Here is a 26,959-nt window from a genome sequence, read left to right as displayed (position 1 = left end):
AAAATAGTTGGGCTTGCACGATTCAGTGAGTATATGCAGCCGGACAGCGTTCGCTTATCAGTCGCTACCCTCGACGAAATAAGACGATATCGCTCTCCGGCCCTGGGGTTATATACGCTCGATTTTTGCCGGCAGCCCCTGACGTACTGCCGCGCCAGAAACCCAGTCGAGCCAGGTATTGGTAATGGTTCTTGTCGGATCGGCAAAGCCCAGATCGTTAAGATTTATGCCTGCCCTGATTTGTGGATCATACGGCATAGGCACGCCATCCAGAGAGTGCTGCGTTGCGCCCATCTCGCGGTGACCATATCCGTGTTCGATGGCGATGACGCCTGGCATCACGCCATTTAACAAACTGATTTGCGCCACGACCTGACCGCCCGGCGTAATGATCCGTACCCGATCGCCATGTTGCAGTCCATAACGTTCGCCGTCTTGCGGATTCAGCGCCACCAGGTTTGCTGGCTTCACATGGTGTAAGCGCGGGATGACGGCTGTTGAGCTGGACATGGTGTTTGATTTAAATGAAATCAGTTTCAGCGGCCACTGTCCAATGGGAAACTGGTCGTCAATCGCACGACCATCTGACAAACGCGCCGGATACCAGACCGGGCAACCGCTGAAACGCTCCCCGGTGATGGCGTGACGGTGGGCGGCGACATCTGCATTCCAGATCTGTAAGGGTTTTTTCCACGCGTTACCTAACCGTTGCTCCGTATAGCCGCTATCCTCGGGCGCAAACCGGCCGCCACGCGAGTAGATAAACGCCACGCGATCGACCTCATCAGCTTTAAGCGTGTGCTGAATTGCTGGCAGAATGCGGCTGACGCCGGTAAGCGAAATATCTTCCTGATTTGCCGGCGCGACCGGCGTCTTGCCCATAAAGGCGATATTAGCGGCTACGCGCAGATAGAAATCTTCCGCCCGGTTCAGTGGAAAAGTATTGCCCTGCGGATCGGTTATCGCCCGGTCGCCGAAGCCGGGCAGATGGAGCCGTTTTGCTACCGCAATACAAAATGCTTCCATTGAGACAGGTTGCCCGTCCGCCGTTCGGTGAGTGGCGGGGGCGACAACCGGCCAGCGGGCGGTAGTGGCTTTACTGGCTACGCCGCCCCAGGGTGCCGTAAAGCCCCAGCTCTCAAAATTGTGCGTATCCGGCACAATGTAATCCGCCAGCGCCGTCGTTTCATTCATAAAGGCGTCAATCGCGATAAAGAGCGGCAATCGGCGAGGGTCTTTTAGCTTTTCTTCCGCCACGGCGCGTAGACCGGGAACACCGTAAAACGGGTTGCTCATATTGGAAATCCAGGCTTTAAGCGGATAAGGATAGCCTTCGAGCGCGGAGGTCAACAGTTCGGTAAGCTGGCCTGCCACAAAGGGATACCACGGCGCTTTGGCTGGATAAGGGGATTGCCCGCCGGCAATTTTGTCGCGGTATTCTTCCGATGCTTCATAAGCGGTTTTGCTACGGGCAATACTCAACCCGGACGGTTTCACTTTTCCGGCAAAACTGTTCATGTTGTAGCGGGGGCCGTCGCTAACGCCGTTGAATTTGCCGCCGCCGACAAAGACGCCGCCGGACAAGCTGAGGTTGCCGATCAGCGCGTTAAGCATCATGACCGACCAGGCGTTATAAAACCCATTGCCGGCCATCATGCCGCCGTGACTGATGACCGCAGCTTTACGTCCGTGACTGGTAAAGGTTTCCGCCAGCGCGATAATTTGCGCTTCCGGTACGCCGCACTGTTCGCTGTATTGCGCCAACGAGAGCTTTTCTGCCGCCTCTTTCAGGCGTTGCAACCCGCTCTTCACCGTGACCCGTTGGCCGTCGGCGAGCGTAACGTATTGCGTCACGAAAAGCCGTGCCTGTCGGCAAGTGGACGCATCGACCAACTCGCCGTCGGTATTCAGCACGACAGGGGTCTCTTCGCCATCGGGCGTAAGATGGCGCAGCGTCAGGTGTTGTCCGGCAAGCGTCGGCAGTTCATCCGCAATGACCAAGTGCGTGGCGTTGGTCCAACTTTGCTCGCCGGCCTGCTGCATCGCTTGTACGCCGGGAATCGCCAGATAATCAGCATTATAACGTTGATTATCCATGATCCAGCGGATCATCCCCATTGCCAGCGCCGAATCGCTGCCGGGCATGACCGGTTGCCAGCGACCGCGAGGATCGGCGAGCACCGTTGATAAGGGGAGGGCGGGGGCGACCACGACGTATTGAAAATTCTCACGCAGCCGGGCGCTCGCCAACTGACGCGCCTGGCGTTTAAACGGATTGCCGGACTGTGCCGGGGAGGTGCCCATAAAGAGCGCAAACTCCACGTTTTCCCAGTCGGGTTTGACATGCGGGTTTTTATCCAGATCGCCCATCAGCGCCCCGGAGCCGGCCCGGTAAGCCAGTCCACAGTAGGCGCCATGCGCGCCGAAATTCTTGCTGCCGAAGCTATTTAGCGCAAAACGACGCAGAAACGCATCGCGGCCTTCGTCGCTGGTATTCGTGACCAGTAACTGATTGGTTTTGGGCCCGAAACTGGGGTGCTTTGCGTCAATTGGCGTATCCGGCGCATGAATCGCGCGCAGTCCGTCCACATGACCTTCACCAAACAGATCGCCGCCTTCCACGACTTCTTCAATAAGCTGCTCAAAGCTGATGCGCTGCCATTTCCCTTCGCCGCGTTTACCCACGCGTTTCATCGGTTCAAGCAGTCGCAGCGGACTGTACAGGCTTTCCAGCAGCGTGGCGCCGCGCGCGCAGGCGGTTGAGCGGGCGTCAAGACCGCTTTCTCCCGCCAGTTGCTCCATGGCTTCGCTAAAAGGGACGGACGAGTCAATCGGGTGTTCCTGCGACAAGGGGTGATAGGGATTGCCGGCGATGCGTATCACTTTGCCATCGGCATTAACCCGGGCGCGGATACCGCACTGTGTCCAACAGCCGAAGCATTGCGTCATGGCGATGGTTTGTTGTGGATTTTGCTGCCAGTGCGTTTGCGCCTGCGCCTCCGGAATTAACGCATTGCCAAAGATGCGGTCGCGCGTTACCTTGCCGGACGTCCCGTTTAACAGGCCATCAATTGCGCGTTTCGCCACATCACGGTAGCTCAGACCAAAAGTGACCATCCCACCGACGGCGAGACCGACTTTTAGCCACTGACGACGGGTTAAATTAGCCATGTTGTAATCTCCTGGTGAGTCCGTTCAGCGTTTCACGAATAATAATCAGTAGCGCTATCCACAGGCCGAAGGTGCCGAGAATAGCCAGCCAGCCATCCGTTCCGCCTGGTAACGAGTAAGGGTTAAATTGCGCGTTGAACTTGGGGACGGTTTGTACCTGAATCAACAATGTCCAGCGCATCAGCCAACATAGCGCCAGCGCGCTCAGAGCCAGCAGAACGCGTCTTAGCTGCGATAACGGATGACGTAGCGCCAGGCTACAGAACAGCAGCGTGAATACCCACAGCGCTAGCCAGCCGACAGCGTAATATTTGGCTGACAGGGCGACGGAAATCCACTGACGGATTGCCGTGCCGGAAAGCGTATCGCCGCTGACCCACATGGCCACGACCAGCCCCAGCGCCGCCAGCGTCCAGAGTTGTCCCCACAGTATTTTTTGCAGCCTTACCGAGTCGCGTCGGGCGGCGACAATCATCAGCGCGAAGAACGCCTGTAAGGCGCTAAGAAACATCGCCACGGGGAAGGCGTAGCTAAACCAGATTGGGCGCGCCAGCACAACGGAGACTTCGCGGCCGGTATAAATCAACAGGCCCACCGCGCAAAGCGCGCTGGCTAACGCCAACCATTTAGTGACGTTGTAACTTTTATTGAATAATCGTTTTATCTGCTGCGCCAGGAACCACAGAGCGAGAAATCCGGTAAACAGCGGCAGGAACAACGCTCCCCAGGGCATCCACGACCAGGGCGTCGGCCAGGCATAGAAATGCCAGACGCGGGCGGTCTGGTGCAGATCCGCCGTCAACGCCAGCGGTGCGGTAATCGCACAGGTAATGGCAATCAGTAATGCCCGATTTTCTTCTGTTGCGGCGTCTTTTTTCCGCCAGTGAAGATAACAGGCAAACAGTGCGGCGCAGGCGGCAATGCCAATAAAAAAGAAATATTGTACCGCCCACGGCAGCCAGCTAATGTCCTGCGGGTGAGCCAGCACTTCTTCAATGATGAGTGAATGCGTCATTCAGACCTCCTGCCAAAGCGCGGGCTGCGCACGGCCCATTAATGGGGTGACAAAGGCGTCGTCCAGACCCAGGTAGAAAACATGGGGCGACGTGCCGTTTTCCGGCTTTAATACCTTGATAGCGTCGCGATGTTGATGAAGCATGGTGGCGATGCGGCTATGGGGATCTTTGATATCGCCAATAATACGCGCGCCGCCGACGCAGGACTCTACGCAAGCGGGTAACAGCCCGGCTTCCAGACGATGGACGCAAAACGTGCATTTATCGGCAGTTTGCGTTTCATGATTGATAAATCGAGCGTCGTAAGGACACGCCTGGACACAATAGGCGCAGCCGACGCAGCGTTTGTTATCCACCACCACAATGCCGTCTTCCCGCTGAAAGGTGGCTTGTACCGGGCAGACCGGCACACAGGGGGGGTTATCGCAATGGTTGCACAGACGCGGCAACAGCACATTCGTGACTTCCTGACTACCTTCACGCTGGACCTGGTATTGGTTCACGGTCGTACGAAACGCGCCCTGCGGCGTTTGGTTTTCAATAGTGCAACTTACGGTACAGGACTGACAGCCGATACAACGCCGCAGGTCGATAAGCATGGCGTAACGGTGTCGGGGAGAGCCTTCATGCCGCTCCGGCGAAAAAGGAAATTTCGCTTCAGCCAGCGGAACCAGCGAGGCGCCAGCGGTCAGGACGCCGAGCTGCTGGAGAAATTGCCGTTTACTGCTGTCCATATTGACTCCCGTCCACATTGCCAACAATGAAACATTTGTCACGATGTTGGTTCATGTGTAATGAATAAAAAATGTTGATGATTTACAGTGTAAAAATCGAGACGGGGTGCACTCTATTGTGGTTAACCACATACCCGGCTTGTTGTTGATCTAAAACAACATAATTGACAGGGATATTGGGGTGAGAGGTAAAACCGTAAGGCGCCTGGCGGTGTTGGCGGCAGTAGGGCTACTTTGTCATGGCGCGTGGGCAGGGACGTGGAATATCGGTATTTTGGCCATGCGCGGCGAGGCGTCTACGCGTAGCCACTGGCAACCGTTGGCAAAGACATTAAGCCAACAGCTTCCAGGCGAAACCTTTCACATCCAGCCGCTGGATCTGCATCAAATGCAGGAGGCCGTTAACCAGGGAACCGTGCAGTTTGTGATAACCAACCCGGCACAATTTGTCCAACTGAACAGCCATGCGCCGCTGCGCTGGTTAGCTTCCCTGCGCTCCACGCGCGATGGGAAAGCGGTGAGTAATGTTATTGGCAGCGTGATTTTGACCCGGCGCGATAGCGGCATCACCACGGCGCATGATCTCATCGGTAAGACAGTCGGCGCGATTGATGCTCAGGCGTTTGGCGGCTATTTATTAGGCTATAAAGCGCTCAGCGACGCGGGCTTACGCCCGGAGCGCGATTTTCATCTTCGTTTTACCGGATTTCCTGGCGATGCCTTAGTCTATATGCTGCGCGAAAAAGCGGTGCAGGCGGCAATTGTGCCAGTGTGCCTGTTAGAAAATATGGATCAGGAAGGATTGATTAATAAAAAGGACTTTATCGCGCTGCTTTCCCGACCGACGCCCCTACCTTGCTTAACCAGTACGCCGTTATATCCTGACTGGTCGTTCGCGGCGCTACCTGCGGTAAGCGATGCGTTGGCGGATCGCGTAACGCGAGCGCTATTCAACGCGCCCGCCGCCGCGCCATTTCACTGGGGCGCGCCTGCGTCCACCAGTCAGGTGGAAGCGTTGCTGCGCGATGTTCGTCAGCACCCTCAGCAGCGTCGACTGTGGCTGGATGTCAAAAGTTGGTTAATCCAGCACCAGCTAATGGTCGGCGGCGTGATTCTGGCGTTCCTGTTGCTCACGCTCAATTATATTTGGGTCATGCTGCTGGTGCGTCGACGTGGAAAGCAACTGGAACGTAATAGCGTAGTCCTTCATCAGCATGAGCGGGCGCTGGAAACCGCCCGGCAAATGAGCGTGTTGGGTGAAATGACCTCCGGGTTTGCCCATGAGCTTAATCAGCCGCTTTCCGCGATTCGACATTATGCCCAGGGGTGCCTGATTCGACTGCGCGTTGCAGATGAACAGCATCCCTTGCTGCCGGCGCTGGAGCAGATTGACCAGCAGGCGCAACGCGGTGCGGATACTCTGCGTAACCTGCGTCACTGGGTTAGCCAGGCGCAGGGCAACCCGGTGCTAACCGAAGCGTGGAAGGCCATAGCCATTCGCGAGGCGATTGATCATGTCTGGCAATTGTTGCGTATGGCGCAACAGTTTCCGACAGTGACTCTGCATACCGAGGTTAGCGCTGCGCTGCGCGTAACGCTGCCATCAATGCTGCTGGAACAGGTGCTGGCGAATATCATTCTTAATGCGGCTCAGGCGGGCGCCACCCATTTATGGGTCGTTGCTGAACGTACTGAAAACGGCATCAGTATCGTTTTACAGGATAACGCCGGGGGAATCGACGAGGCGCTATTACGTCAGGCGTTTCAGCCGTTTATGACCACCCGCAAAGAGGGGATGGGCTTAGGGCTGGCGATTTGCCAGCGGCTGGTGCGGTATGGGCGGGGCGATATCAGCATCAGGAACCAGACCGCGCCGGATGGTCTGTCGGGAACGGTGGTCACGATACATTTCTTACATGAACATGGGGGCAGGGATGGCGACAATTCATCTACTGGATGATGATACGGCGGTCACTAACGCGTGCGCGTTTTTACTGGAAAGCCTGGGATATGACGTAAAATGCTGGACGCAGGGGGCGGATTTTTTGGCGCAGGCCAGTCTGTATCAGGTCGGAGTCGTATTACTGGATATGCGAATGCCGGTACTGGATGGGCAGGGCGTTCATGATGCGTTGCGCCAGTGCGGAAGTACCCTGGCGGTTGTTTTTCTTACCGGGCATGGCGATGTACCGATGGCCGTGGAGCAGATGAAACGCGGTGCCGTCGATTTTCTGCAAAAACCGGTATCGGTAAAACCGCTACAGGCGGCGCTGGAGCGTGCGCTGACGGTTTCATCGGCAGCGGTGGCGCGCCGTGAGATTATACTTTGTTACCAGCAGTTGACGCCGAAAGAGCGTGAGCTGGCCAGCCTGGTGGCAAAAGGATTTATGAACCGTGAAATTGCGGAAGCGATGAATATCGCGGTGCGTACCGTAGAGGTGCACCGCGCCAGAGTCATGGAAAAAATGCAGGCCGGTAGCCTGGCGGAACTGATTAGGCGTTTCGAAAAAATGGCCTCGCCAGAGACCAGAATACGAACAACGTATGAACCATGAATAATAAACTGCGTTATTTCTTTGATTTGCGTCAAATTTTGTTTAATAGAGAAGACTGTTATATTCTGTTGGTTTGATCTGGCGACGAGTAAAACGTATGACAAAACCGACAAAAGATGACGAGCTGTACCGCGAGATGTGCCGGGTGGTGGGCAAGGTCGTGCTGGAAATGCGCGATTTGGGGCAGGAGCCTAAATATATTGTTATTGCGGGCGTGCTAAGAACCGCGCTGGCGAATCAACGCATCCAACGTAGCGCGTTAGAAAAACAGGCTATGGAAACCGTGATTAACGCTCTGGCGCGGTCATAGCCGCTATCAGGGTGGCAATAACGAAATCGCCTTTGAATTGTCGCGATTGTCACTATGGCGGGCTGGTTACCCGCCGTTAGCGATGCGCAGGGTTATCAGGTGATGGCTAAGCGCAGCCCTAATGTATCAGGGTACGGCTCAAAATAATTCTGGCTGCGTAGATAGTCATCCGGATGTTCCGCCAGATAGTGCTTCAGCAGCGTTAACGGTGCCAGGATAGGTAGTCGGCCCGCCCGGTAGCCGAGAATCACCTCGCGTAATTCCGCGCGTTGCCTGCTGTTCAACGCACGGTGAAAATAGCCCTGGATATGCATCAGCACATTGGTGTGATTTTTACGTGAAGCGGGATGGCGCAGGATAGCCATCAGTTTTTCTCTGTATCGGACAAAGAAGGCATCCAGATCGTCCCACTCATGCAGACGCGCGACGAAAGGGCCAATTTCGCGGTAGCCGGCCTGGTGGTGGGCGAGAAGCTGAAGTTTGTATCGGCTATGAAACGCGAGCAAACTATGACGACTCAAGCCCTGCGCGCGTAGCGCATTTAATTCATGTAGCGCGAAGATACGTGCGATGAAATTCTCGCGTAGTACCGGATCGTGCAGGCGACCATCTTCCTCTATCGGCAGCCAGGGATATTTGTCCATCATCGCGGCGGTAAACAGCCCCGTGCCAGCTTTGCGGCCCCTGTTACCCTTTTCATCATACAGGCGAACGCGCTCCATTCCGCAACTGGGCGATTTTGCACACACAATAAACCCCGCCAGTTCGCCTATTGTTGGCAGAAACCGATCGGTAAAGGCATTCATTCGCTCGGTAACGTCATCGTGCGGGGCATGGCTATAACGCATCCGAATGTCGCCACAGGTCGTCTGGATAAGACGCAGCGCAGGGCGAGGCACGGGCAGGCCGATCGCCACCTCCGGGCAGATCGGTTTGTAGTCCACCCACGGTGCCAGAGAGTTCATGACAAAATCCATACGCTTATGTCCGCCATCAAAGCGTACCGCGGCGCCAGTCAGACATCCGCTAATGCCGACTACGGGTTTGTTATTCATGATTCCCCCTTATTGAAAGTACGACGACTGACGCCAATGGCGCAAAATGTTATCTCACGCTGATTTAAAACTTACACAACTTTGTTTTTTTGTCTAAGTTTTCGCGGGAATTTTTTTGACGTAGTTAAATATCAATAAGATAGAATGAGGGGAAGAAATCTATTTCAGCGCTTATAGTGTGATAACCTCCAGCGAAGCGACCACGTTGCGCCACTGGGCAAGCTGTTTTTTCTGCCCGGTAGTGAGCTTTCCGGTGGTCACCAGGAACCATTTTCTCTGGGCGAACAGTTCGGGCGCCAGAACGGCTGGTGGAGAGGGAAGCACATTGAGTCGCAGCTCTTGTCCGGTACGAGTCAACGCTTCCAGCCAGATTTCACAGTGATCCGAGAGATGCCATCCGCTAATAAAGGCATTGTTGCCAGGCGCTTTTCTGTCGCCTTCAAGGCAAAAAGAGGTGTAGGCAATAATGATGCCATCCAGTATTTCGCGCAGCGTCATCACGGCGGGAAGATGCGCTGACACTTTGCTGCGCAACGGACGCAATAAATGGGTCACCAGTTCTGCGCGGGGATATTCCCGGCCACAGTCATAAATCAACTGCCGCAGCGCGTCAATTCGCCCTTCGTGGAGATGTTGAAGCATCGTCTCCTGGATCGTTATCCAGTTATCGCCCAGGCGAATGACCGGACGCGACAGTAAGGGTTTGACCTGGCTTATCGGTACGCCTTTTCTCACCCAGTCGAGGATGCTAAGCGCTTGTCGAATATCGTCATCGCTGTATAAGCGATGTCCGCCATCAGTACGCTGCGGTTTCAATAAACCATAGCGTCGCTGCCATGCCCTTAGCGTGGCGGCATTGATACCGCATAGTCTGGCAAATTCGCCGATAGAATACGACATGGTAAAGCCCGTTAAATAAGGGGATTCTACTATATCATGATTAAATGAAGACTAAGGTAGTGATAAATGGTGCGGCATACCAGGGCATCCGTATGGATTTTGTCGATGATGAGCAATACTGCGTGGCGTAAGGCTCATCAAAATATGACCAATGCTTAATACCATCGGATGCCCCTGGTTAATACTCTATTAACCTCATTCTTCGGGCGCAGTTAAGTAACTCTGTCACTTTATGAACCTGTAGCTTTCTCATCATATTCATCCGGTGTGTTTCGACGGTTTTTATACTGATATGTAGCTTTTCGCTGATCCCATGATTGGTATACCCCTCGTCAATAAGTTTAAGAACCTGACGTTCGCGCAAAGTAAGCAGTTGATGATTGGTCGTGTCAGCGTTTAATTCAGCCAGGATAGCTTCCCGATTCAACGTCGGGTCAATGTAACGCTTGTTTACTGCGACTGTTTGCAATGCCGCTAACAGAACTTGCTGACTACTGCTTTTTAAAACATAGCCATTAGCACCTGCGGCTAAAGTTTTAATGGTCATATACTCTTGTTGGTATGCTGTGTAAACCAGAATATTCATTGCTGGCCAACGCTGATGTAATTGGGGAATGATATCCAGGCCATTGATGCCAGGTAAGCTAAGATCAAGGATAAGTATGTCAGGCTCGTATGCGCAACAGGCATTATAAACCTCAAGACCATTTTTAACATGTTCTACAATTTTAAAATGAGGCCAGGGTAGTAAGGCATTCATAATGCCGTTAATGATGATTTCATGATCGTCTACTAATAAGATCTTATATTCTTTCATTTTGCTGCCCTCGCGAAAATTAAGATAATATTAAGTAATGGTGTAGTTTTTGAAGATTATACGTATTTTCTGGCGTAAGTCGGTTAGTTCCTCCAGCGCGATGATTTTCCCCATTTTTACGCGATTCTCAATGTCTATGACATAGCATACCAATTCAGTCTGCCCTATTTGACCTAAACAGCCTTTTAATGTGTGAATTAACTGATCGATTTTTTTTCCAGCCGATACGGCATTTTCAATATCAGCCAGCAAGAGGTCCAGTGATTGGAAAATCTTGCTATTAATGACCATATCATCTGTCGCCAGTAGCGCTGAGCAGCGACTCGGATCCTGCTCCTGTAGCTCTATATTTCGCAAAAGTTGATATTCTGCGGCAATACTGATATAGCGAGCTAAGGTAGCCAACGTCACTGGTTTGGTAATGTAATGATGAATCCCATTTTTTTTACAACGATGAATATCTTCTGTCGCTACGCTAGCGGATAGCGCCACAAACATGCAGTCAGGATCTAAATTATTCGGCTCATCGTGCCATAATTGTACACATTCAATACCATCTATTTCTGGCATTCTAATGTCAATCAGTACTAAATCGAATCGCTGCTGTTGTGATAAAGTCAGAGCCTCGTTACTACTGGCGGCAATAGTGACGTGTTGGCCCAGGCTGACAAGCATTTTGCCGATGATATCCCGATTAATATCGGCATCATCAACCAAAAGAATCTGCAACTGCCAGGGTGGTAACAAATTATTTATTACTGGTATATTTGGTGTACACAATATTAACTGTTGCGCCAGGTCGTAAAGTTTTCCGGGGAAATACAAAAGCTCTGCGTTGAGAAGCGCATTTTGCTGGTGGGGTGGCTCGCCGCGTATTCCCCAGCAAGCCAGTTGGCGATGCAGGCAGAACGGCGCTGACAGTGTCCCTTTAATTGGTTGAGGCGGCTGGTATTCTTGTAAGGGTAATACTAGCGAGACACAGGTTCCAACCCCGGGGACACTTTTTAGTGTCAGATTACCGCCCATCATTTTAGCCAGGCTTGACGCAATAGTCAGTCCAATTCCTGTACCTTGCGAATTTGTGTCTGCTTGATAAAAAGCAGTAAAGATTTGAGACTGCTGCTGTATTTCAATCCCTTTACCGCTATCGCTAACCAGAAATATTAATTGTTCCTCATGACGCTTGACCGTCAGACGTATCCCTCCGGTTTCGGTAAATTTTACCGCGTTCCCGAGTAAATTAACCAAAATTTGCCGTAAACGGATACTGTCGGTATGAAAATAGAGAGGGACATGTTGACCGACAAAAGTACGTAATGACAGTTTTTTGCTTTGCGCCGGCCCCTGGATGGTTTGCATTGCCTGGTCCAGTAACGGCAGTAACGCTGTTTCTTCCATATGTAATGTGAAATGACCAGACTCGATGCGTGAAAAATCCAGCAGATTATTAATAATAGCTAACAAAGACAGTGTACAATTCCTGGCGGTATCAGCTAATCCTTGCTGCTCTATGTTTAAAGGGGTGGTTTGTAATAATTCAATCGCACCGAGTACGCCATTCATCGGAGTACGTAACTCATGACTTATTACCGTAAGATGAATGCTTTTACGTTTGTTAGCTTGCTCAGCGCGTTTTTTTGCTTCATTTAGCGCCTGGGTGCGCTCTGCGACTTTGTTTTCCAGATTGTCGTATTGGACTTGTAGAGTATCAAGCAGTTGGTTAAAAGCACCGGCAATACTATCTAATTCATCCAGTCGTTGTGCTGGTAAACGTGTGCTCAGCGGTGCAGTTGCGGTTTTATTAATGACATCGACAAAACGCCATAACGGTTTGGCCAGTGAGCGATGTAGTAACCAACAAAAAGCCGACGTCATCAACACCAATGCTGTTAATGTAAAGGGGATTTGTTGAAGGATAATTTTTAAGATGCGATTATGTAGATTACCGTATGGGTACAGCGTAACCAGACTCCATCCGGGGCCATGCAAGGTTGTGCGTAATATCAGAAATCCGGGAATTTGCTGCCATCCATCATGCAGCGTTACATTTTCTAACTGTGTACGTATTTTTTGCGGGATGTATGAAAACGGCAATAAGTGGTTGTTTTGATCCAGCCATACTCGAATACTATCATCTAATGGCAGGTGGCTCTTAGTAATGAGATCAGGAAGTTTAACCGTCACCCCAAAAAATACGCCTTGCTGATCGGCAACCGCAACGGAAGCGTGCCATCCTTTGCCGTTTATGTATTCTGGTTCACTCCAGTAAAACCCGGCATGGGTTGGGTATAAAGGAAAGCTTTTTCGCGTTAAAGGCTGTAGAGTTGAATAATCTGAAGGGTTATCAGTAGATAATAACGAAATCTCATTTTTATGGTTAAGAATAAAACTATCGCGACGAAAGCTTTTTTCATCGATATCAGAGGACTGCAGAAAGATACGGTGCTTCTCTCCGTTTAGCGTCGGCGTGCAATTTGAAGGACCGACAGAAAGATGCCGGCTCACCTCAGGGAAAATATCGTTATGATGAATCTCAGTCGCTAATGAGCATTGATACATTAAGTTTTTAGCGTCACGCTCAGCCTCTTCAAATCGTTGATTGCTTAGTACAATATTCATCTCGGATAGAACAGATAAGTCCTCTATTATATGCTGCCGTTTCTGAACCATTGATATATAAGCTGCAATAAGCACAGATAGCAGCCAAATAATTATTGTTGTTAATAAAAATAAAAAAGTTAGCCTGATTACTAAAGATGTTTGCAGCGTATTCTTGAGATTGAGCAAATTCATAATGCTTTCCTTCAGTTGCCTGTTGCAAAATCTTTGGCACTTGATCACTATCGCAGTACATATAGTTTCATCAGAAGATTAATCGATGGTGTTATCATTAGGAAGGTAAATTTCTTCATATATAACCCAGTCGATGACTACAATTACTTTTTAATAAAGCGGCGATGTAAAAACATCGTAACAGTTTATTTAATAAATAACTTTTCAAATTGTAATTTTTTATGTCAATACTGAAAGTGTAATTGTGAATTTATCGGAAAATCCGAATGATAGAATCGCCTGTCACAAGGTGTATGTAGACAGCATCTTGATATTGTACAAGAAGAGTATAGTCGAAATAAATGTGAATCAGGCTTTTTACGGATGTGGTTGTGAGCGAATTTGATAGAAACTCTCATTTATGTCTGAGGAGGGATTCATGCTGGCAGTTTTAAAAGGCATTCCATTAATTCAGGATATCAAGGCCGAAGGTAATAGCCGATCCTGGATAATGACTATTGATGGGCATCCTGCCAGAGGAGAAATTTTCTCAGAAGCATTTTCTATTTCTTTGTTCTTAAATGACCTGGAAAGCTTACCTAAGCCTTGTCTCGCCTATGTGACACTACTGCTTGCAGCACACCCGGATGTCCATGATTATGCTATACAGCTCACAGCGGATGGGGGATGGTTAAACGGTTATTATACCACAAGTAGTAGCTCTGAGCTTATTGCTATTGAGATAGAAAAACACCTGGCTTTAACTTGCATTTTAAAAAATGTAATACGCAATCACCATAAACTTTATTCGGGTGGGGTATAAAATGGTAGTAAATAAACATTTAATTTTAATTTTACTATTTATACTCAATACGGCAAAGAGTGATGAGTTATCATGGAAAGGTAATGACTTCACCCTTTATGCCAGACAAATGCCATTAGCAGAGGTTTTACATCTGCTCTCAGAGAACTATGATACGGCTATTACTATTAGCCCGTTGATAACAGCTACATTTAGTGGAAAAATTCCGCCTGGACCACCGGTCGATATTTTGAATAACCTGGCAGCACAATATGATTTGCTTACCTGGTTTGATGGTAGCATGTTATATGTATATCCTGCATCGTTATTAAAACATCAGGTTATCACTTTCAATATTTTATCTACTGGGCGGTTCATTCATTACTTACGCAGCCAGAATATCCTTTCATCACCGGGATGCGAGGTTAAAGAAATTACCGGTACCAGAGCTGTGGAGGTGAGCGGTGTTCCCAGTTGCCTGACCCGTATTAGTCAATTAGCTTCAGTGCTGGATAATGCGTTAATCAAACGAAAAGACAGTGCGGTGAGTGTAAGTATATATACGCTTAAGTATGCCACTGCGATGGATACCCAATACCAATATCGCGATCAGTCCGTCGTGGTTCCTGGGGTCGTGAGTGTATTGCGTGAGATGAGTAAAACCAGCGTCCCGGCGTCATCGACGAACAATGGTTCACCCGCTACACAGGCATTGCCCATGTTTGCTGCCGACCCACGCCAGAATGCAGTGATCGTTCGTGATTATGCGGCCAATATGGCCGGGTATCGGAAACTCATCACAGAATTAGATCAACGCCAGCAGATGATAGAGATTTCGGTGAAAATTATCGATGTTAATGCTGGCGATATTAACCAGTTAGGCATCGACTGGGGAACGGCAGTGTCGCTGGGTGGCAAGAAAATTGCGTTCAATACAGGTTTGAATGACGGTGGAGCTAGCGGTTTTTCAACGGTAATCAGCGATACCTCAAACTTTATGGTGCGTTTGAATGCCCTGGAAAAAAGCTCTCAGGCTTATGTACTTTCCCAGCCATCTGTGGTGACTTTAAATAATATCCAGGCTGTGCTGGATAAGAATATTACTTTCTATACCAAACTGCAGGGAGAAAAAGTGGCTAAACTTGAATCCATCACTACGGGTTCTTTGTTGCGCGTTACACCTCGCTTGTTAAATGACAATGGCACGCAAAAAATAATGCTTAATCTTAATATTCAGGATGGACAACAAAGTGATACGCAAAGCGAAACAGACCCGCTGCCCGAAGTGCAAAATTCTGAAATTGCTTCGCAAGCCACATTATTGGCCGGGCAAAGTCTATTGCTGGGAGGATTTAAACAAGGTAAACAAATCCACTCGCAAAACAAAATCCCTTTATTGGGAGATATTCCTGTCGTAGGTCATTTGTTTCGCAATGATACGACTCAAGTGCATAGTGTAATCAGGCTTTTTTTGATTAAAGCCTCAGTAGTAAATAATGGCATATCTCATGGTTAATCCAAAGAGTTCATGGAAAATACGTTTTTTAGGTCACGTTTTACAAGGCCGGGAAGTATGGCTGAATGAAGGTAACCTGTCACTGGGGGAGAAAGGATGCGATATTTGTATTCCGCTTACTATAAATGAAAAAATTATTCTGAGAGAACAGGCAGATAGTTTATTTGTTGATGCCGGGAAAGCCAGAGTTAAAGTTAACGGCCGCAGATTTAATCCAAATAAACCGCTACCATCCAGTGGGGTTTTGCAGGTTGCGGGAGTGGCTATCGCGTTTGGTAAACAGGATTGTGAACTTGCTGATTATCAAATACCCGTTTCCAGATCAGGGTACTGGTGGTTGACTGGCGTATTCTTGATTTTCATCGGTGGAATGGGTGTCCTGTTAAGTGTTGGCGGTCAGCCTGAAACGGTAAATGACTTACCTTTGCGGGTTAAGTTTTTATTAGACAAAAGCAATATTCATTATGTGCGGGCGCAATGGAAAGAAGATGGAAGCCTGCAGTTGTCCGGATATTGTTCGTCAAGCGAACAGATGCAAAAGGTGAGAGCGACTCTCGAATCATGGGGGGTCATGTATCGGGATGGTGTAATCTGTGATGACTTATTGGTACGAGAAGTGCAGGATGTTTTGATAAAAATGGGTTACCCGCATGCTGAAGTATCCAGCGAAGGGCCGGGAAGCGTGTTAATTCATGATGATATACAAATGGATCAGCAATGGCGTAAGGTTCAACCATTACTTGCAGATATTCCCGGGTTATTGCACTGGCAGATTAGTCATTCTCATCAGTCTCAGGGGGATGATATTATTTCTGCGATAATAGAGAACGGTTTAGTGGGGCTTGTCAATGTTACGCCAATGCGGCGCTCTTTTGTTATCAGTGGTGTACTGGATGAATCTCATCAACGCATTTTGCAAGAAACGTTAGCAGCATTAAAGAAAAAGGACCCCGCTCTTTCTTTAATTTATCAGGATATTGCGCCTTCTCATGATGAAAGCAAGTATCTGCCTGCGCCAGTGGCTGGCTTTGTACAGAGTCGCCATGGTAATTACTTATTACTGACGAATAAAGAGCGTTTACGTGTAGGGGCATTGTTACCCAATGGGGGAGAAATTGTCCATCTGAGTGCCGATGTGGTAACGATTAAACATAATGATACTTTGATTAACTATCCATTAGATTTTAAGTGAGTGGAAAATGACAACTCTGACCCGGTTAGAAGATTTGCTGCTTCATTCGCGTGAAGAGGCCAAAGGCATAATTTTACAATTAAGGGCTGCCCGGAAACAGTTAGAAGAGAACAACGGTAAGTTACAGGATCCGCAGCAATATCAGCAAAACACCTTATTGCTTGAAGCGATCGAGCAGGCCGAAAATATCATCAACATTATTTATTATCGTTACCATAACAGCGCACTTGTAGTGAGTGAGCAAGAGTAAAGTAAAAATATCTTAGAGCCTATCCCACCAGGCGTTAATTGGCGCAGCCAGCCTGGACACGGATAGCGCGCAAAAACCGGAGCGTACACGTAGTACGTGAGGATTTTGAGCACTGCCCAGGTCCAAAATGGCAAGTAAAATAGCTCTAATGGGATAGGCTCTTAGTTAGCACGTTAATTATCTATCGTGTATATGGAGGGGAATGATGATAAAGAAAAAGGCTGCGTTTAGTGAATATCGTGATTTAGAGCAAAGTTACATGCAGCTAAATCACTGTCTTAAAAAATTTCACCAAATCCGGGCTAAGGTGAGTCAACAGCTTGCTGAAAGGGCAGAGAGCCCCAAAAAGAGCAGAGAGACAGAGAGTATTCTTCATAACCTATTTCCACAAGGCGTTGCCGGGGTTAACCAGGAGGCCGAGAAGGATTTAAAGAAAATAGTAAGTTTGTTTAAACAACTTGAAGTACGACTGAAACAACTTAATGCTCAAGCCCCGGTGGAGATACCGTCAGGAAAAACAAAAAGGTAAAGCATAATGTCTTCAGGAAACATCTTATGGGGAAGTCAAAACCCTATTGTGTTTAAAAATAGTTTCGGCGTTAGCAACACTGATACCGGGGGGCAGGATGACTTATCCCAGCAAAATCCGTTTGCCGAAGGGTATGGTGTTTTGCTTATTCTCCTTATGGTTATTCAGGCTATTGCAAACGATAAATTTATTGAAGTCCAGAAGAACGCTGAACGTGCCAGAAATACCCAGGAAAAGTCAAATGAGATGGATGAGGTGATTGCTAAAGCAGCCAAAGGGGATGCTAAAACCAAAGAGGAGGTGCCTGATGACGTCATTATATACATGCGTGAACACGGTATTCTCATCGATGGTATGACCATTGATGATTATATGGCTAAATATGGCGATCATGGGAAGCTGGATAAAGGTGGTCTACAGGCGGTCAAAGCGGCTTTGGATAATGACGCCAACCGGAATACCGATCTTATGAGTCAGGGGCAGATAACAATTCAAAAAATGTCTCAGGAGCTTAACGCTGTCCTTACCCAACTGACAGGGCTTATCAGTAAGTGGGGGGAAATTTCCAGTATGATAGCGCAGAAAACGTACTCATGAAAAAAGACCCGACCCTACAACAGGCACATGACACGATGCGGTTTTTCCGGCGTGGCGGCTCGCTGCGTATGTTGTTGGATGACGATGTTACACAGCCGCTTAATACACTGTATCGCTATGCCATGCAGCTTATGGATGTAAAAGAGTTCGCCGGCGCAGCGCGACTTTTTCAATTGCTGACGATATATGATGCCTGGTCATTTGACTACTGGTTTCGGTTAGGGGAATGCTGCCAGGCTCAAAAACATTGGGGGGAAGCGATATACGCCTATGGACGCGCGGCACAAATTAAGATTGATGCGCCGCAGGCGCCATGGGCCGCAGCGGAATGCTATCTCGCGTGTGATAACGTCTGTTATGCAATAAAAGCGCTAAAGGCTGTGGTGCGTATTTGCGGCGAGGTCAGTGAACATCAAATCCTCCGACTACGTGCAGAAAAGATGTTACAGCAACTTTCTGACAGGAGCTAAAAATGAATCGAATTCACAGTAATAGCGATAGCGCCGCAGGAGTAACCGCCTTAACACATCATCACTTAAGCAATGTCAGTTGCGTTTCCTCGGGTTCGCTGGGAAAGCGCCAGCATCGTGTGAATTCTACTTTTGGCGATGGCAACGCCGCGTGTCTGCTGTCAGGGAAAATTAGTCTTCAGGAGGCAAGCAATGCGTTGAAGCAACTGCTTGATGCCGTACCCGGAAATCATAAGCGTCCATCATTGCCTGACTTTTTGCAGACCAATCCCGCGGTTTTATCAATGATGATGACGACATTAATACTCAGCGTTTTTGGTAATAACGCTCAATCGTTATGCCAACAGCTTGAGCGGGCAACTGAGGTGCAAAATGCATTACGTGATAAGCAGGTAAAGGAGTATCAGGAGCAGATCCAGAAAGCGATAGAGCAGGAGGATAAAGCGCGTAAAGCGGGCATTTTTGGCGCTATTTTTGACTGGATTACCGGCATATTTGAAACCGTGATTGGCGCCTTAAAGGTTGTGGAAGGTTTTCTGTCCGGTAATCCCGCAGAAATGGCTAGCGGCGTAGCTTATATAGCCGCAGGTTGTGCAGGAATGGTTAAAGCCGGAGCCGAAACGGCAATGATGTGCGGTGCTGACCACGATACCTGTCAGGCGATTATTGACGTGACAAGTAAGATTCAATTTGGTTGTGAAGCCGTCGCGCTGGCACTGGATGTTTTCCAGATTGGCCGTGCTTTTATGGCGACGAGAGGTTTATCTGGCGCAGCTGCAAAAGTGCTTGACTCCGGTTTTGGCGAGGAAGTGGTTGAGCGTATGGTTGGTGCAGGGGAAGCAGAAATAGAGGAGTTGGCTGAAAAGTTTGGCGAAGAAGTGAGCGAAAGTTTTCTCAAACAATTTGAGCCGCTTGAACGTGAAATGGTTATGGCGAATGAGATGGCAGAGGAGTCTGCCGAGTTTTCTCGTGAGGTAGAAAATAATATGACGCGAAGCGCGGGAAAAAGCTTTACGAAAGAGGGGGTGAAAGCCATGGCAAAAGCAGCGGCAAAAGAAGCCCTGGAAAAATATGCGCAAGAAGGGGGAAAATTTCTGTTAAAAAATTTTCGTAAGAAAGTTCTCTGGAATATGTTCCAAAAAATCCTGTATGCCTTACTGAGGGATTGTTCATTTAAAGGCTTACAGGCTATCAGATGTGCAACCGAGGGTGCCAGTCAGATGAATACTGGCATGGTTAACACAGAAAAAGCGAAGCTCGAAAAGAAAATAGAGCAATTAATAACTCAGCAACGATTTCTGGATTTCATAATGCAACAAACGGAAGACCAAAAAAAGATAGAACAAAAACGCTTAGAGGAGCTTTATAAGAGTAGCGGTGCCGCGCTTAGAGATGTATTAGATACCATTGATCACTATAGTAGCGTTCAGGCGAGAATAGCTGGCTGTCGCGCTTAATCTGAGGATAAAAATATGGAAGCGAGTAACGTAGCACTGGTATTACCAGCGCCTTCCTTGTTAACGCCTTCTTCCAGTCAAGCTCCCTCCGGGGAGGGAATGGGTACTGAATCAATGCTTCTGTTATTTGATGATATCTGGACGAAGCTAATGGAGCTTGCCAAAAAGTTGCGCGATATCATGCGCAGCTATAACGTAGTAAAACAACGGCTGGGCTGGGAACTGCAAGTCAATGTTTTACAGACGCAAATGAAAACAATTGATCAAGCGTTTAAAGCATCAATGATTACTGCGGGTGGCGCAATATTGTCGGGAGTGCTGACGATAGGATTAGGGGCTGTAGGCGGGGAAACCGGTCTTATAGCGGGTCAAGCCGTAGGCCACACAGCTGGGGGCGTCATGGGCCTGGGGGCTGGTGTAGCGCAACGTCAAAGTGATCAAGATAAAGCGATTGCCGACCTGCAACAAAATGGGGCCCAATCTTATAATAAATCCCTGATGGATATTATGGAGAAAGCGGCTGAAATTATGCAGCAAATCATCGGTGTGGGGTCGTCACTGGTCACGGTTCTTGCTGAAATACTCCGGGCATTAACGAGGTAAATATGGTGCAAGAAATAGAGCAATGGTTGCGTCGGCATCAGGTGTTTACTGAGCCTGCATATTTAGGGGAGACCGCCATATTACTTGGGCAACAGTTTATATTATCGCCTTACCTGGTGATCTATCGTATTGAGGCAAAAGAAATGATTATTTGTGAGTTCAGGCGCCTGACGCCCGGGCAACCTCGACCACAGCAATTGTTTCACTTACTGGGACTTTTACGCGGGATATTTGTGCATCACCCGCAGTTAACATGTTTAAAGATGTTGATAATCACCGACGTTCTGGATGAAAAAAAAGCCCTGCTACGCAGGAAATTATTGCGCATCCTGACAGTAATGGGAGCGACCTTTACACAGCTTGATGGCGATAACTGGACAGTTTTATCCGCCGAGCATCTTATCCAGCGACGTTTTTAAATGACCTTCCTGACGTAAATCATTATCACGTGAAAATAACAATCAATAGGTATGATGATGAAAGAAGATCAGAAAAATAAAATACCCGAAGACATTCTGAAACAGCTATTATCCGTTGATCCGGAAACCGTTTATGCCAGTGGTTACGCCTCATGGCAGGAGGGGGATTATTCGCGCGCCGTAATCGATTTTAGCTGGCTGGTGATGGCCCAGCCATGGAGTTGGCGTGCCCATATTGCATTGGCTGGCACCTGGATGATGCTTAAAGAATACACGACGGCCATTAATTTCTATGGACATGCCTTAATGCTGGATGCCAGCCATCCAGAACCGGTTTACCAAACGGGCGTCTGTCTCAAAATGATGGGGGAACCCGGGTTGGCGAGAGAGGCTTTTCAAACCGCAATCAAGATGAGTTATGCGGATGCCTCATGGAGTGAGATTCGCCAGAATGCGCAAATAATGGTTGATACTCTTATTGCTTAAATAACAGAACGAAATATGAAAATTCATATTCCGTCAGCGGCAAGTAATATAGTCGATGGTAATAGCCCTCCTTCCGATATACAAGCGAAGGAGGTATCGTTTCCTCCCCCTGAAATTCCAGCCCCAGGTACCCCCGCAGCCCCAGTGCTGCTTACGCCTGAACAAATAAGGCAGCAGAGGGATTATGCGATACATTTTATGCAATACACTATTCGTGCGCTGGGTGCGACAGTCGTGTTTGGGTTATCGGTTGCTGCAGCGGTAATTTCTGGCGGGGCAGGATTACCCATTGCTATTCTTGCGGGGGCGGCGCTCGTGATTGCTATTGGGGATACTTGCTGTGCGTATCATAATTATCAATTGATATGTCAGCAAAAGGAGCCGTTACAAACCGCCAGTGATAGCGTTGCTCTTGTGGTCAGTGCGCTGGCCTTAAAATGTGGGGCAAGTCTTAACTGCGCTAACACCCTTGCTAATTGTCTTTCTTTATTAATACGTTCAGGAATCGCTATTTCTATGTTGGTTTTACCCCTACAGTTTCCACTGCCCGCCGCTGAAAATATTGCGGCCTCTTTGGACATGGGGAGTGTAATTACCTCCGTTAGCCTGACGGCGATAGGTGCGGTACTGGATTATTGCCTTGCCCGCCGCTCTGGCGACGATCGGGAAAATTCTGTTGATGAACTTCATGCCGATCCCAGTGTGTTATTGGCGGAACAAATGGCATCGCTCTGTCAATCTGCTACTACACCTGCATTAATGGACAGTTCTGGTCATACATATCGGGGAGAACCATGAAACCTGTTAGCCCAAATGCTCAGGTAGGAGGGCAACGTCCTGTTTACGCGCCTGAGGAATCACCTCCATGTCCCTCATTGCCACATCCGGAAACCAATATAGAGAGTGGTAAAATAGGACCTCAACAAGGAAAAGAGCGGGTATTGGCCGGACTTGCGAAACGAGTGATAGAATGTTTTCCAAAAGAAATTTTTAGTTGGCAAACGGTCATTTTGGGCGGACAGATTTTATGCTGTTCCGCTGGAATAGCATTAACAGTGCTAAGTGGTGGAGGCGCACCGCTCTTAGCCCTGGCGGGAATTGGCCTTGCTATTGCCATTGCGGATGTCGCCTGTCTTATCTACCATCATAAACATCATTTGCCTATGGCTCACGACAGTATAGGCAATGCCGTTTTTTGTATTGCTAATTGTTTTGTCAATCAACGCAAAAGTATGGCGATTGCTAAAGCTGTCTCCCTGGGAGGTAGATTAGCCTTAACCGCGACGGTAATGACGCATTCATACTGGAGTGGTAGTTTGGGACTACAGCCTCATTTATTAGAGCGCTTTAATGATATTACCTACGGACTAATGAGTTTTACTCGCTTCGGTATGGATGGGATGGCAATGACCGGTATGCAGGTCAGCAGCCCATTATATCGTTTACTGGCCCAAGTGACGCCAGAACAACGTGCGCCGGAGTAATCGTTTTCAGGTATATACCGGATGTTCATTGATTTCTAAATTTTGCTATGTTGCCAGTATCCTTACGATGTATTTATTTTAAGGAAAAGCATTATGGATATTGCACAATTAGTGGATATGCTCTCCCACATGGCGCACCAGGCAGGCCAGGCCATTAATGACAAAATGAATGGTAATGATTTGCTCAACCCAGAATCGATGATTAAAGCGCAATTTGCCTTACAGCAGTATTCTACATTTATTAATTACGAAAGTTCACTGATCAAAATGATCAAGGATATGCTTAGTGGAATCATTGCTAAAATCTGAAGTTATTAGCGACGATGTTCGACGGTTGCTGCTGGAAATCATGTTTGCGGGCGTTAACCATAGCCTGATTTCCCAGGTACATGCGATGTTACCAGCGCTAACGGTTATTGTTCCGGATAAAAAATTACAGTTGGTATGTCTGGCATTATTGTTGGCGGGTTTAAATGAGCCGCTAAAAGCCGCGAAAATTTTATCGGATATTGATTTGCCAGAGGCTATGGCGCTGCGTCTGTTATTTCCTGCACCAAATGAGGGGTTTGAAAATTGAATATTTCTGATATGAGCGTAGTGCCTGTAAGCACTCAATCTTATGTAAAGTCCTCTGCAGAACCGAGCCAGGAGCAAATTAATTTTTTTGAACAATTGCTGAAAGATGATGCATCCACCAGTAACGCCAGTGCTTTATTACCGCAGGTTATGTTGACCAGACAAATGGATTATATGCAGTTAACGGTAGGCGTCGATTATCTTGCCAGAATATCAGGCGCAGCATCGCAAGCGCTTAATAAGCTGGATAGCATGACATGAAGGTTCATCGTATAGTATTTCTTACTGTCCTTACGTTCTTTCTTACGGCATGTGATGTGGATCTTTATCGCTCATTGCCAGAAGATGAGGCGAATCAAATGCTGGCATTACTTATGCAGCATCATATCGATGCGGAAAAAAAACAGGAAGAGGACGGTGTTACCTTACGTGTCGAGCAGTCGCAGTTTATTAACGCGGTTGAACTACTTAGACTTAACGGTTATCCGCATCGTCAGTTTACAACGGCGGATAAGATGTTTCCGGCTAATCAGTTAGTGGTATCACCCCAGGAAGAACAGCAGAAGATTAATTTTTTAAAAGAACAAAGAATTGAAGGAATGCTGAGTCAGATGGAGGGCGTAATTAATGCAAAAGTGACCATTGCGCTACCGACTTATGATGAGGGGAGTAACGCTTCTCCGAGCTCAGTTGCCGTATTTATAAAATATTCACCTCAGGTCAATATGGAGGCCTTTCGGGTAAAAATTAAAGATTTAATAGAAATGTCAATTCCTGGGTTGCAATACAGTAAGATTAGTATCTTGATGCAGCCTGCTGAATTCAGAATGGTACCTGATGTACCCGTGAAACAAACATTCTGGATTATGGACGTGATCAACGCCAATAAAGGGAAGGTGGAGAAGTGGTTGATGAAATACCCTTATCAGTTGATGTTATCGTTGACAGGACTGTTAATAGGAGTGGGCATCCTGATCGGCTATTTTTGCCTGAGACGCCGTTTTTGAGCCGACCTGATCCCGAGGTGTTGCAACTTTATCGTTATTTCTGGCAACCTGCTCGTTACGCTGTACCGGAATGGCTTGATAAGCTGGGTTTTCATCCTTCAAACTGCTGGCGTTATGGCGATCGGCCCGAGTTGGATCGTCTTCTTGACAGAGCGTTAAATAGACTAAGGGGAAGCTCTGTTATTCCAGCCTGTTTAAATGACAGGCAAAAACGGCAGGTTCGTCTTGCGCCGCGTATATCGGCATTTGCCTTTGGGCTGGGATTATTCAAACTCAGGTGCAGTGACTATTTTATGCTACCAGAGTATCGGCAATTGCTTCTACAGTGGTTTAGCGAGGATGAGATCTGGCAGCTATATGGTTGGTTGGGGCAAAGAGATGGCAAATTACTTCCTCCGCAAGTGATGCAACAAACTGCATTGCAGATCGGTACCGCCATTCTTAATCGGGAAGCGCATGACGATGCGGTTTTACATGCGCTATTAGTATTATTACCCCCTCCGCAGCGTATACTTTGGCCGAAGACTTCTCTTACCGAGATTATCTTCATGGAGCATTTGCTATGAGTTTCACTTCACTTCCACTGACGGAAATTAACCATAAGCTACCCGCTCGAAATATTATTGAGTCACAGTGGATAACATTACAATTAACTTTATTTGCACAAGAACAACAAGCTAAGAGCGTTTCACATGCTATTGTGAGCTCCGCTTACCGTAAGGCTGAAAAAATCATCCGAGACGCCTATCGTTATCAGCGTGAACAGAAAGTTGAGCAGCAACAAGAACTAGCGTGGTTGCGTAAAAATACGCTGGAAAAAATGGAAGTGGAATGGCTGGAACAGCATGTAAAACATTTACAAGACGATGAAAATCAATTTCGTTCATTGGTCGATCAAGCAGCGCATCATATTAAAAATAGTATAGAACAGGTTCTGTTGGCCTGGTTCGACCAACAGTCGGTAGACAGTGTTATGTGCCATCGTCTGGCACGCCAGGCCACGGCTATGGCGGAAGAGGGAGCGCTTTATTTGCGTATTCATCCTGAAAAAGAGGCATTGATGCGTGAAACTTTTGGCAAGCGGTTTACGTTGATTATCGAGCCTGGTTTCTCTCCCGATCAGGCTGAACTTTCCTCAACACGATATGCCGTTGAATTTTCACTTTCTCGTCATTTCAACGCGTTACTGAAATGGTTACGTAATGGTGAAGATAAAAGAGGTAGCGATGAATATTAAAATTAATGAGATAAAAATGACGCCCCCTACAGCATTTACCCCTGGTCAGGTTATAGAGGAACAAGAGGTTATTTCACCTTCAATGTTAGCTCTCCAGGAGTTACAGGAAACGACGGGGGCAGCGCTCTATGAGACGATGGAAGAAATAGGAATGGCGCTGAGTGGTAAACTGCGCGAAAGTTATAAATTCACGGATGCTGAGAAACTGGAGCGCAGACAGCAGGCTTTGCTGCGTTTGATAAAACAAATACAGGAGGATAATGGGGCAACGTTGCGTCCGCTTACCGAAGAGAATAGTGATCCTGATTTACAGAATGCGTATCAAATTATCGCTCTTGCAATGGCGCTTACTGCCGGCGGGTTGTCAAAAAAGAAAAAACGCGATTTGCAATCGCAACTGGATACGCTTACAGCGGAGGAGGGATGGGAACTTGCCGTTTTTAGTTTACTGGAACTTGGCGAAGTGGATACCGCTACGCTGTCCTCGCTGAAGCGTTTTATGCAACAGGCGATAGACAACGATGAAATGCCCTTATCGCAGTGGTTCAGACGCGTGGCAGACTGGCCGGATCGCTGTGAACGGGTCCGTATTTTGCTAAGAGCAATAGCCTTTGAACTTAGCATATGCATCGAACCCTCGGAGCAAAGTCGTTTGGCCGCGGCATTAGTACGTTTGCGTCGTTTGTTGTTATTCCTTGGCCTTGAAAAAGAGTGCCAGCGTGAGGAGTGGATTTGCCAGTTGCCGCCTAATACATTACTGCCGCTACTACTCGATATCATTTGTGAGCGTTGGCTTTTCAGTGATTGGTTGCTTGATAGACTTACCGCTATAGTTTCTTCATCGAAGATGTTCAATCGGTTACTCCAACAACTTGATGCGCAGTTTATGCTGATACCCGATAACTGTTTTAACGACGAAGATCAACGTGAACAAATTCTCGAAACGCTTCGTGAAGTAAAGGTAAATCAGGTTTTATTCTGATACCTGGCTTTCAATATTTAGG

General features: G+C 48.0%; 30 protein-coding genes. 23 read left to right on the top strand and 7 right to left on the bottom strand.

The annotated features are described in order from the left end of the window. Positions 1-108: 108 nt before the first annotated feature. Genes ttrA through ttrB form a run of 3 tightly spaced genes read right to left on the bottom strand, consistent with a single transcriptional unit; the run spans position 109 to position 4,921 of the window. Positions 109-3,171 (bottom strand): tetrathionate reductase subunit TtrA, encoded by a 3,063-nt coding sequence (gene ttrA, locus ACLJPE_RS04455; RefSeq protein WP_023207840.1) that lies wholly within the window; start codon positions 3,169-3,171, stop codon positions 109-111. After that, on the bottom strand, positions 3,164-4,186 hold the full coding sequence (ttrC, locus tag ACLJPE_RS04450; protein ID WP_023232836.1) for a tetrathionate reductase subunit TtrC: 1,023 nt from the start codon (positions 4,184-4,186) through the stop codon (positions 3,164-3,166). The genes ttrA and ttrC overlap by 8 nt, the downstream gene beginning before the upstream one ends. After that, positions 4,187-4,921, bottom strand: coding sequence for a tetrathionate reductase subunit TtrB (ttrB, locus tag ACLJPE_RS04445; protein ID WP_001523928.1), 735 nt, complete (start codon positions 4,919-4,921; stop codon positions 4,187-4,189). Between the two features lie 181 nt (positions 4,922-5,102). On the opposite strand from ttrB, the gene ttrS reads away from it, so the two are divergent. The 3 genes from ttrS (at position 5,103) to fumD (ending at position 7,786) form a co-directional block, all read left to right on the top strand. Then, the gene (gene ttrS, locus ACLJPE_RS04440; RefSeq protein ID WP_077917712.1) at positions 5,103-6,881 is read left to right on the top strand and encodes a tetrathionate respiration histidine kinase TtrS; all 1,779 of its coding nucleotides are present in this window, start codon (positions 5,103-5,105) and stop codon (positions 6,879-6,881) included. Beyond that, a complete protein-coding gene (gene ttrR / locus ACLJPE_RS04435) occupies positions 6,856-7,476 on the top strand; it encodes a tetrathionate respiration response regulator TtrR (protein ID WP_000190932.1) in 621 nt (206 codons plus the stop codon). The genes ttrS and ttrR overlap by 26 nt, the downstream gene beginning before the upstream one ends. Positions 7,477-7,573: 97 nt before the next feature. Then, complete coding sequence (gene fumD / locus ACLJPE_RS04430) at positions 7,574-7,786, top strand: fumarate hydratase FumD (protein ID WP_000165779.1); 213 nt, start codon at positions 7,574-7,576, stop codon at positions 7,784-7,786. A 95-nt stretch (positions 7,787-7,881) separates the two neighbouring features. Here the strand turns inward: fumD and mlrB are convergent, their stop codons facing one another. From mlrB to ACLJPE_RS04410, 4 genes are all read right to left on the bottom strand, one after another. After that, complete coding sequence (gene mlrB, locus ACLJPE_RS04425) at positions 7,882-8,841, bottom strand: transcriptional regulator MlrB (RefSeq protein WP_001060726.1); 960 nt, start codon at positions 8,839-8,841, stop codon at positions 7,882-7,884. A 171-nt stretch (positions 8,842-9,012) separates the two neighbouring features. Beyond that, a complete protein-coding gene (locus tag ACLJPE_RS04420; RefSeq protein WP_023220703.1) occupies positions 9,013-9,741 on the bottom strand; it encodes a MerR family transcriptional regulator in 729 nt (242 codons plus the stop codon). A 178-nt stretch (positions 9,742-9,919) separates the two neighbouring features. Then, the gene (locus tag ACLJPE_RS04415) at positions 9,920-10,558 is read right to left on the bottom strand and encodes a two component system response regulator (protein WP_000666335.1); all 639 of its coding nucleotides are present in this window, start codon (positions 10,556-10,558) and stop codon (positions 9,920-9,922) included. A 30-nt stretch (positions 10,559-10,588) separates the two neighbouring features. Beyond that, positions 10,589-13,351 (bottom strand): two component system sensor kinase, encoded by a 2,763-nt coding sequence (locus tag ACLJPE_RS04410; protein ID WP_001050758.1) that lies wholly within the window; start codon positions 13,349-13,351, stop codon positions 10,589-10,591. 400 nt (positions 13,352-13,751) lie between these two features. Between ACLJPE_RS04410 and spiC the strand changes: the two genes are divergently transcribed. The 20 genes from spiC (at position 13,752) to ssaL (ending at position 26,937) form a co-directional block, all read left to right on the top strand. Then, positions 13,752-14,153 (top strand): SPI-2 type III secretion system protein SpiC, encoded by a 402-nt coding sequence (gene spiC, locus ACLJPE_RS04405; RefSeq protein WP_001562740.1) that lies wholly within the window; start codon positions 13,752-13,754, stop codon positions 14,151-14,153. 1 nt (position 14,154) lies between these two features. Continuing rightward, the gene (gene spiA / locus ACLJPE_RS04400) at positions 14,155-15,648 is read left to right on the top strand and encodes an SPI-2 type III secretion system protein SpiA (protein WP_039513256.1); all 1,494 of its coding nucleotides are present in this window, start codon (positions 14,155-14,157) and stop codon (positions 15,646-15,648) included. Beyond that, entirely contained in the window at positions 15,629-16,840 is a 1,212-nt protein-coding gene (gene ssaD, locus ACLJPE_RS04395) for a SctD family type III secretion system inner membrane ring subunit SsaD (protein WP_039513259.1), read from the top strand. Before spiA ends, ssaD begins: the two co-directional genes overlap by 20 nt. Positions 16,841-16,847: 7 nt before the next feature. After that, positions 16,848-17,090: a YscE family type III secretion system co-chaperone SsaE gene (gene ssaE / locus ACLJPE_RS04390; protein WP_000210202.1), complete on the top strand. Its 243-nt coding sequence runs from the start codon at positions 16,848-16,850 to the stop codon at positions 17,088-17,090. 202 nt (positions 17,091-17,292) lie between these two features. After that, on the top strand, positions 17,293-17,619 hold the full coding sequence (sseA, locus tag ACLJPE_RS04385; RefSeq protein ID WP_000972855.1) for an SPI-2 type III secretion system chaperone SseA: 327 nt from the start codon (positions 17,293-17,295) through the stop codon (positions 17,617-17,619). A gap of 6 nt (positions 17,620-17,625) precedes the next feature. Beyond that, positions 17,626-18,216: an SPI-2 type III secretion system translocon protein SseB gene (gene sseB / locus ACLJPE_RS04380; RefSeq protein ID WP_023232834.1), complete on the top strand. Its 591-nt coding sequence runs from the start codon at positions 17,626-17,628 to the stop codon at positions 18,214-18,216. Next, entirely contained in the window at positions 18,213-18,686 is a 474-nt protein-coding gene (gene sscA, locus ACLJPE_RS04375) for a SycD/LcrH family type III secretion system chaperone SscA (RefSeq protein ID WP_000711021.1), read from the top strand. Before sseB ends, sscA begins: the two co-directional genes overlap by 4 nt. Before the next feature lie 2 nt (positions 18,687-18,688). After that, positions 18,689-20,143, top strand: coding sequence for an SPI-2 type III secretion system translocon protein SseC (sseC, locus tag ACLJPE_RS04370; RefSeq protein ID WP_001527831.1), 1,455 nt, complete (start codon positions 18,689-18,691; stop codon positions 20,141-20,143). Between the two features lie 15 nt (positions 20,144-20,158). Beyond that, the gene (sseD, locus tag ACLJPE_RS04365; RefSeq protein WP_000388320.1) at positions 20,159-20,746 is read left to right on the top strand and encodes an SPI-2 type III secretion system translocon protein SseD; all 588 of its coding nucleotides are present in this window, start codon (positions 20,159-20,161) and stop codon (positions 20,744-20,746) included. Positions 20,747-20,748: 2 nt separating this feature from the next. Further along, the gene (gene sseE / locus ACLJPE_RS04360; RefSeq protein WP_000249602.1) at positions 20,749-21,165 is read left to right on the top strand and encodes an LcrR family type III secretion system chaperone SseE; all 417 of its coding nucleotides are present in this window, start codon (positions 20,749-20,751) and stop codon (positions 21,163-21,165) included. Between the two features lie 51 nt (positions 21,166-21,216). Next, entirely contained in the window at positions 21,217-21,651 is a 435-nt protein-coding gene (gene sscB / locus ACLJPE_RS04355; RefSeq protein ID WP_000979963.1) for a SycD/LcrH family type III secretion system chaperone SscB, read from the top strand. A gap of 15 nt (positions 21,652-21,666) precedes the next feature. Next, positions 21,667-22,449: a type III secretion systems effector SseF gene (gene sseF / locus ACLJPE_RS04350; RefSeq protein ID WP_023232833.1), complete on the top strand. Its 783-nt coding sequence runs from the start codon at positions 21,667-21,669 to the stop codon at positions 22,447-22,449. Next, the gene (gene sseG / locus ACLJPE_RS04345) at positions 22,446-23,135 is read left to right on the top strand and encodes a pathogenicity island 2 effector protein SseG (RefSeq protein WP_023232832.1); all 690 of its coding nucleotides are present in this window, start codon (positions 22,446-22,448) and stop codon (positions 23,133-23,135) included. Before sseF ends, sseG begins: the two co-directional genes overlap by 4 nt. Positions 23,136-23,228: 93 nt before the next feature. Next, positions 23,229-23,444, top strand: coding sequence for a type III secretion system needle filament protein SsaG (gene ssaG, locus ACLJPE_RS04340; protein ID WP_000350226.1), 216 nt, complete (start codon positions 23,229-23,231; stop codon positions 23,442-23,444). Beyond that, a complete protein-coding gene (locus ACLJPE_RS04335) occupies positions 23,422-23,712 on the top strand; it encodes an EscG/YscG/SsaH family type III secretion system needle protein co-chaperone (RefSeq protein ID WP_000444713.1) in 291 nt (96 codons plus the stop codon). The genes ssaG and ACLJPE_RS04335 overlap by 23 nt, the downstream gene beginning before the upstream one ends. Before the next feature lie 11 nt (positions 23,713-23,723). After that, positions 23,724-23,972, top strand: a complete 249-nt coding sequence (gene ssaI, locus ACLJPE_RS04330; RefSeq protein ID WP_001562742.1) for a SctI family type III secretion system inner rod subunit SsaI — start codon at positions 23,724-23,726, stop codon at positions 23,970-23,972. Next, the gene (gene ssaJ / locus ACLJPE_RS04325; protein ID WP_000862881.1) at positions 23,969-24,718 is read left to right on the top strand and encodes an SPI-2 type III secretion system apparatus lipoprotein SsaJ; all 750 of its coding nucleotides are present in this window, start codon (positions 23,969-23,971) and stop codon (positions 24,716-24,718) included. The genes ssaI and ssaJ overlap by 4 nt, the downstream gene beginning before the upstream one ends. Positions 24,719-24,735: 17 nt before the next feature. Then, complete coding sequence (locus tag ACLJPE_RS04320; protein WP_001531605.1) at positions 24,736-25,284, top strand: type III secretion system domain-containing protein; 549 nt, start codon at positions 24,736-24,738, stop codon at positions 25,282-25,284. Further along, positions 25,281-25,955: an SPI-2 type III secretion system apparatus protein SsaK gene (gene ssaK, locus ACLJPE_RS04315; protein ID WP_023232831.1), complete on the top strand. Its 675-nt coding sequence runs from the start codon at positions 25,281-25,283 to the stop codon at positions 25,953-25,955. Before ACLJPE_RS04320 ends, ssaK begins: the two co-directional genes overlap by 4 nt. Then, positions 25,921-26,937 (top strand): SPI-2 type III secretion system apparatus protein SsaL, encoded by a 1,017-nt coding sequence (ssaL, locus tag ACLJPE_RS04310; RefSeq protein WP_000238886.1) that lies wholly within the window; start codon positions 25,921-25,923, stop codon positions 26,935-26,937. The genes ssaK and ssaL overlap by 35 nt, the downstream gene beginning before the upstream one ends. Positions 26,938-26,959: the final 22 nt, after the last annotated feature.

This window comes from Salmonella sp. SAL04196 (assembly GCF_046550835.1).
GTDB lineage: Bacteria > Pseudomonadota > Gammaproteobacteria > Enterobacterales > Enterobacteriaceae > Salmonella > Salmonella enterica.
The sequence above is the reverse complement of the archived record's forward strand: the minus strand, read 5'-3'. Positions and strand labels throughout refer to the sequence as shown.

Bases quoted from the DNA above. Each gene is read 5' to 3' on its own strand.
- sseB (WP_023232834.1), top strand. From the start codon at position 17,626: ATGTCTTCAGGAAACATCTTATGGGGAAGTCAAAACCCTATTGTGTTT.
- ssaK (WP_023232831.1), top strand. From the start codon at position 25,281: ATGAGTTTCACTTCACTTCCACTGACGGAAATTAACCATAAGCTACCC.
- ssaE (WP_000210202.1), top strand. From the start codon at position 16,848: ATGACAACTCTGACCCGGTTAGAAGATTTGCTGCTTCATTCGCGTGAA.
- ttrR (WP_000190932.1), top strand. From the start codon at position 6,856: ATGGCGACAATTCATCTACTGGATGATGATACGGCGGTCACTAACGCG.
- ssaI (WP_001562742.1), top strand. From the start codon at position 23,724: ATGAGCGTAGTGCCTGTAAGCACTCAATCTTATGTAAAGTCCTCTGCA.
- ttrB (WP_001523928.1), bottom strand. From the start codon at position 4,921: ATGGACAGCAGTAAACGGCAATTTCTCCAGCAGCTCGGCGTCCTGACC.
- ACLJPE_RS04415 (WP_000666335.1), bottom strand. From the start codon at position 10,558: ATGAAAGAATATAAGATCTTATTAGTAGACGATCATGAAATCATCATT.
- ttrA (WP_023207840.1), bottom strand. From the start codon at position 3,171: ATGGCTAATTTAACCCGTCGTCAGTGGCTAAAAGTCGGTCTCGCCGTC.
- sseE (WP_000249602.1), top strand. From the start codon at position 20,749: ATGGTGCAAGAAATAGAGCAATGGTTGCGTCGGCATCAGGTGTTTACT.
- ssaD (WP_039513259.1), top strand. From the start codon at position 15,629: ATGGCATATCTCATGGTTAATCCAAAGAGTTCATGGAAAATACGTTTT.
- sseD (WP_000388320.1), top strand. From the start codon at position 20,159: ATGGAAGCGAGTAACGTAGCACTGGTATTACCAGCGCCTTCCTTGTTA.
- sseF (WP_023232833.1), top strand. From the start codon at position 21,667: ATGAAAATTCATATTCCGTCAGCGGCAAGTAATATAGTCGATGGTAAT.
- mlrB (WP_001060726.1), bottom strand. From the start codon at position 8,841: ATGAATAACAAACCCGTAGTCGGCATTAGCGGATGTCTGACTGGCGCC.
- sseC (WP_001527831.1), top strand. From the start codon at position 18,689: ATGAATCGAATTCACAGTAATAGCGATAGCGCCGCAGGAGTAACCGCC.
- spiC (WP_001562740.1), top strand. From the start codon at position 13,752: ATGTCTGAGGAGGGATTCATGCTGGCAGTTTTAAAAGGCATTCCATTA.
- ssaG (WP_000350226.1), top strand. From the start codon at position 23,229: ATGGATATTGCACAATTAGTGGATATGCTCTCCCACATGGCGCACCAG.
- ACLJPE_RS04420 (WP_023220703.1), bottom strand. From the start codon at position 9,741: ATGTCGTATTCTATCGGCGAATTTGCCAGACTATGCGGTATCAATGCC.
- sseG (WP_023232832.1), top strand. From the start codon at position 22,446: ATGAAACCTGTTAGCCCAAATGCTCAGGTAGGAGGGCAACGTCCTGTT.
- spiA (WP_039513256.1), top strand. From the start codon at position 14,155: ATGGTAGTAAATAAACATTTAATTTTAATTTTACTATTTATACTCAAT.
- ACLJPE_RS04410 (WP_001050758.1), bottom strand. From the start codon at position 13,351: ATGAATTTGCTCAATCTCAAGAATACGCTGCAAACATCTTTAGTAATC.
- sscB (WP_000979963.1), top strand. From the start codon at position 21,217: ATGATGATGAAAGAAGATCAGAAAAATAAAATACCCGAAGACATTCTG.
- sscA (WP_000711021.1), top strand. From the start codon at position 18,213: ATGAAAAAAGACCCGACCCTACAACAGGCACATGACACGATGCGGTTT.
- ssaJ (WP_000862881.1), top strand. From the start codon at position 23,969: ATGAAGGTTCATCGTATAGTATTTCTTACTGTCCTTACGTTCTTTCTT.
- fumD (WP_000165779.1), top strand. From the start codon at position 7,574: ATGACAAAACCGACAAAAGATGACGAGCTGTACCGCGAGATGTGCCGG.
- sseA (WP_000972855.1), top strand. From the start codon at position 17,293: ATGATGATAAAGAAAAAGGCTGCGTTTAGTGAATATCGTGATTTAGAG.
- ttrC (WP_023232836.1), bottom strand. From the start codon at position 4,186: ATGACGCATTCACTCATCATTGAAGAAGTGCTGGCTCACCCGCAGGAC.
- ssaL (WP_000238886.1), top strand. From the start codon at position 25,921: ATGGTGAAGATAAAAGAGGTAGCGATGAATATTAAAATTAATGAGATA.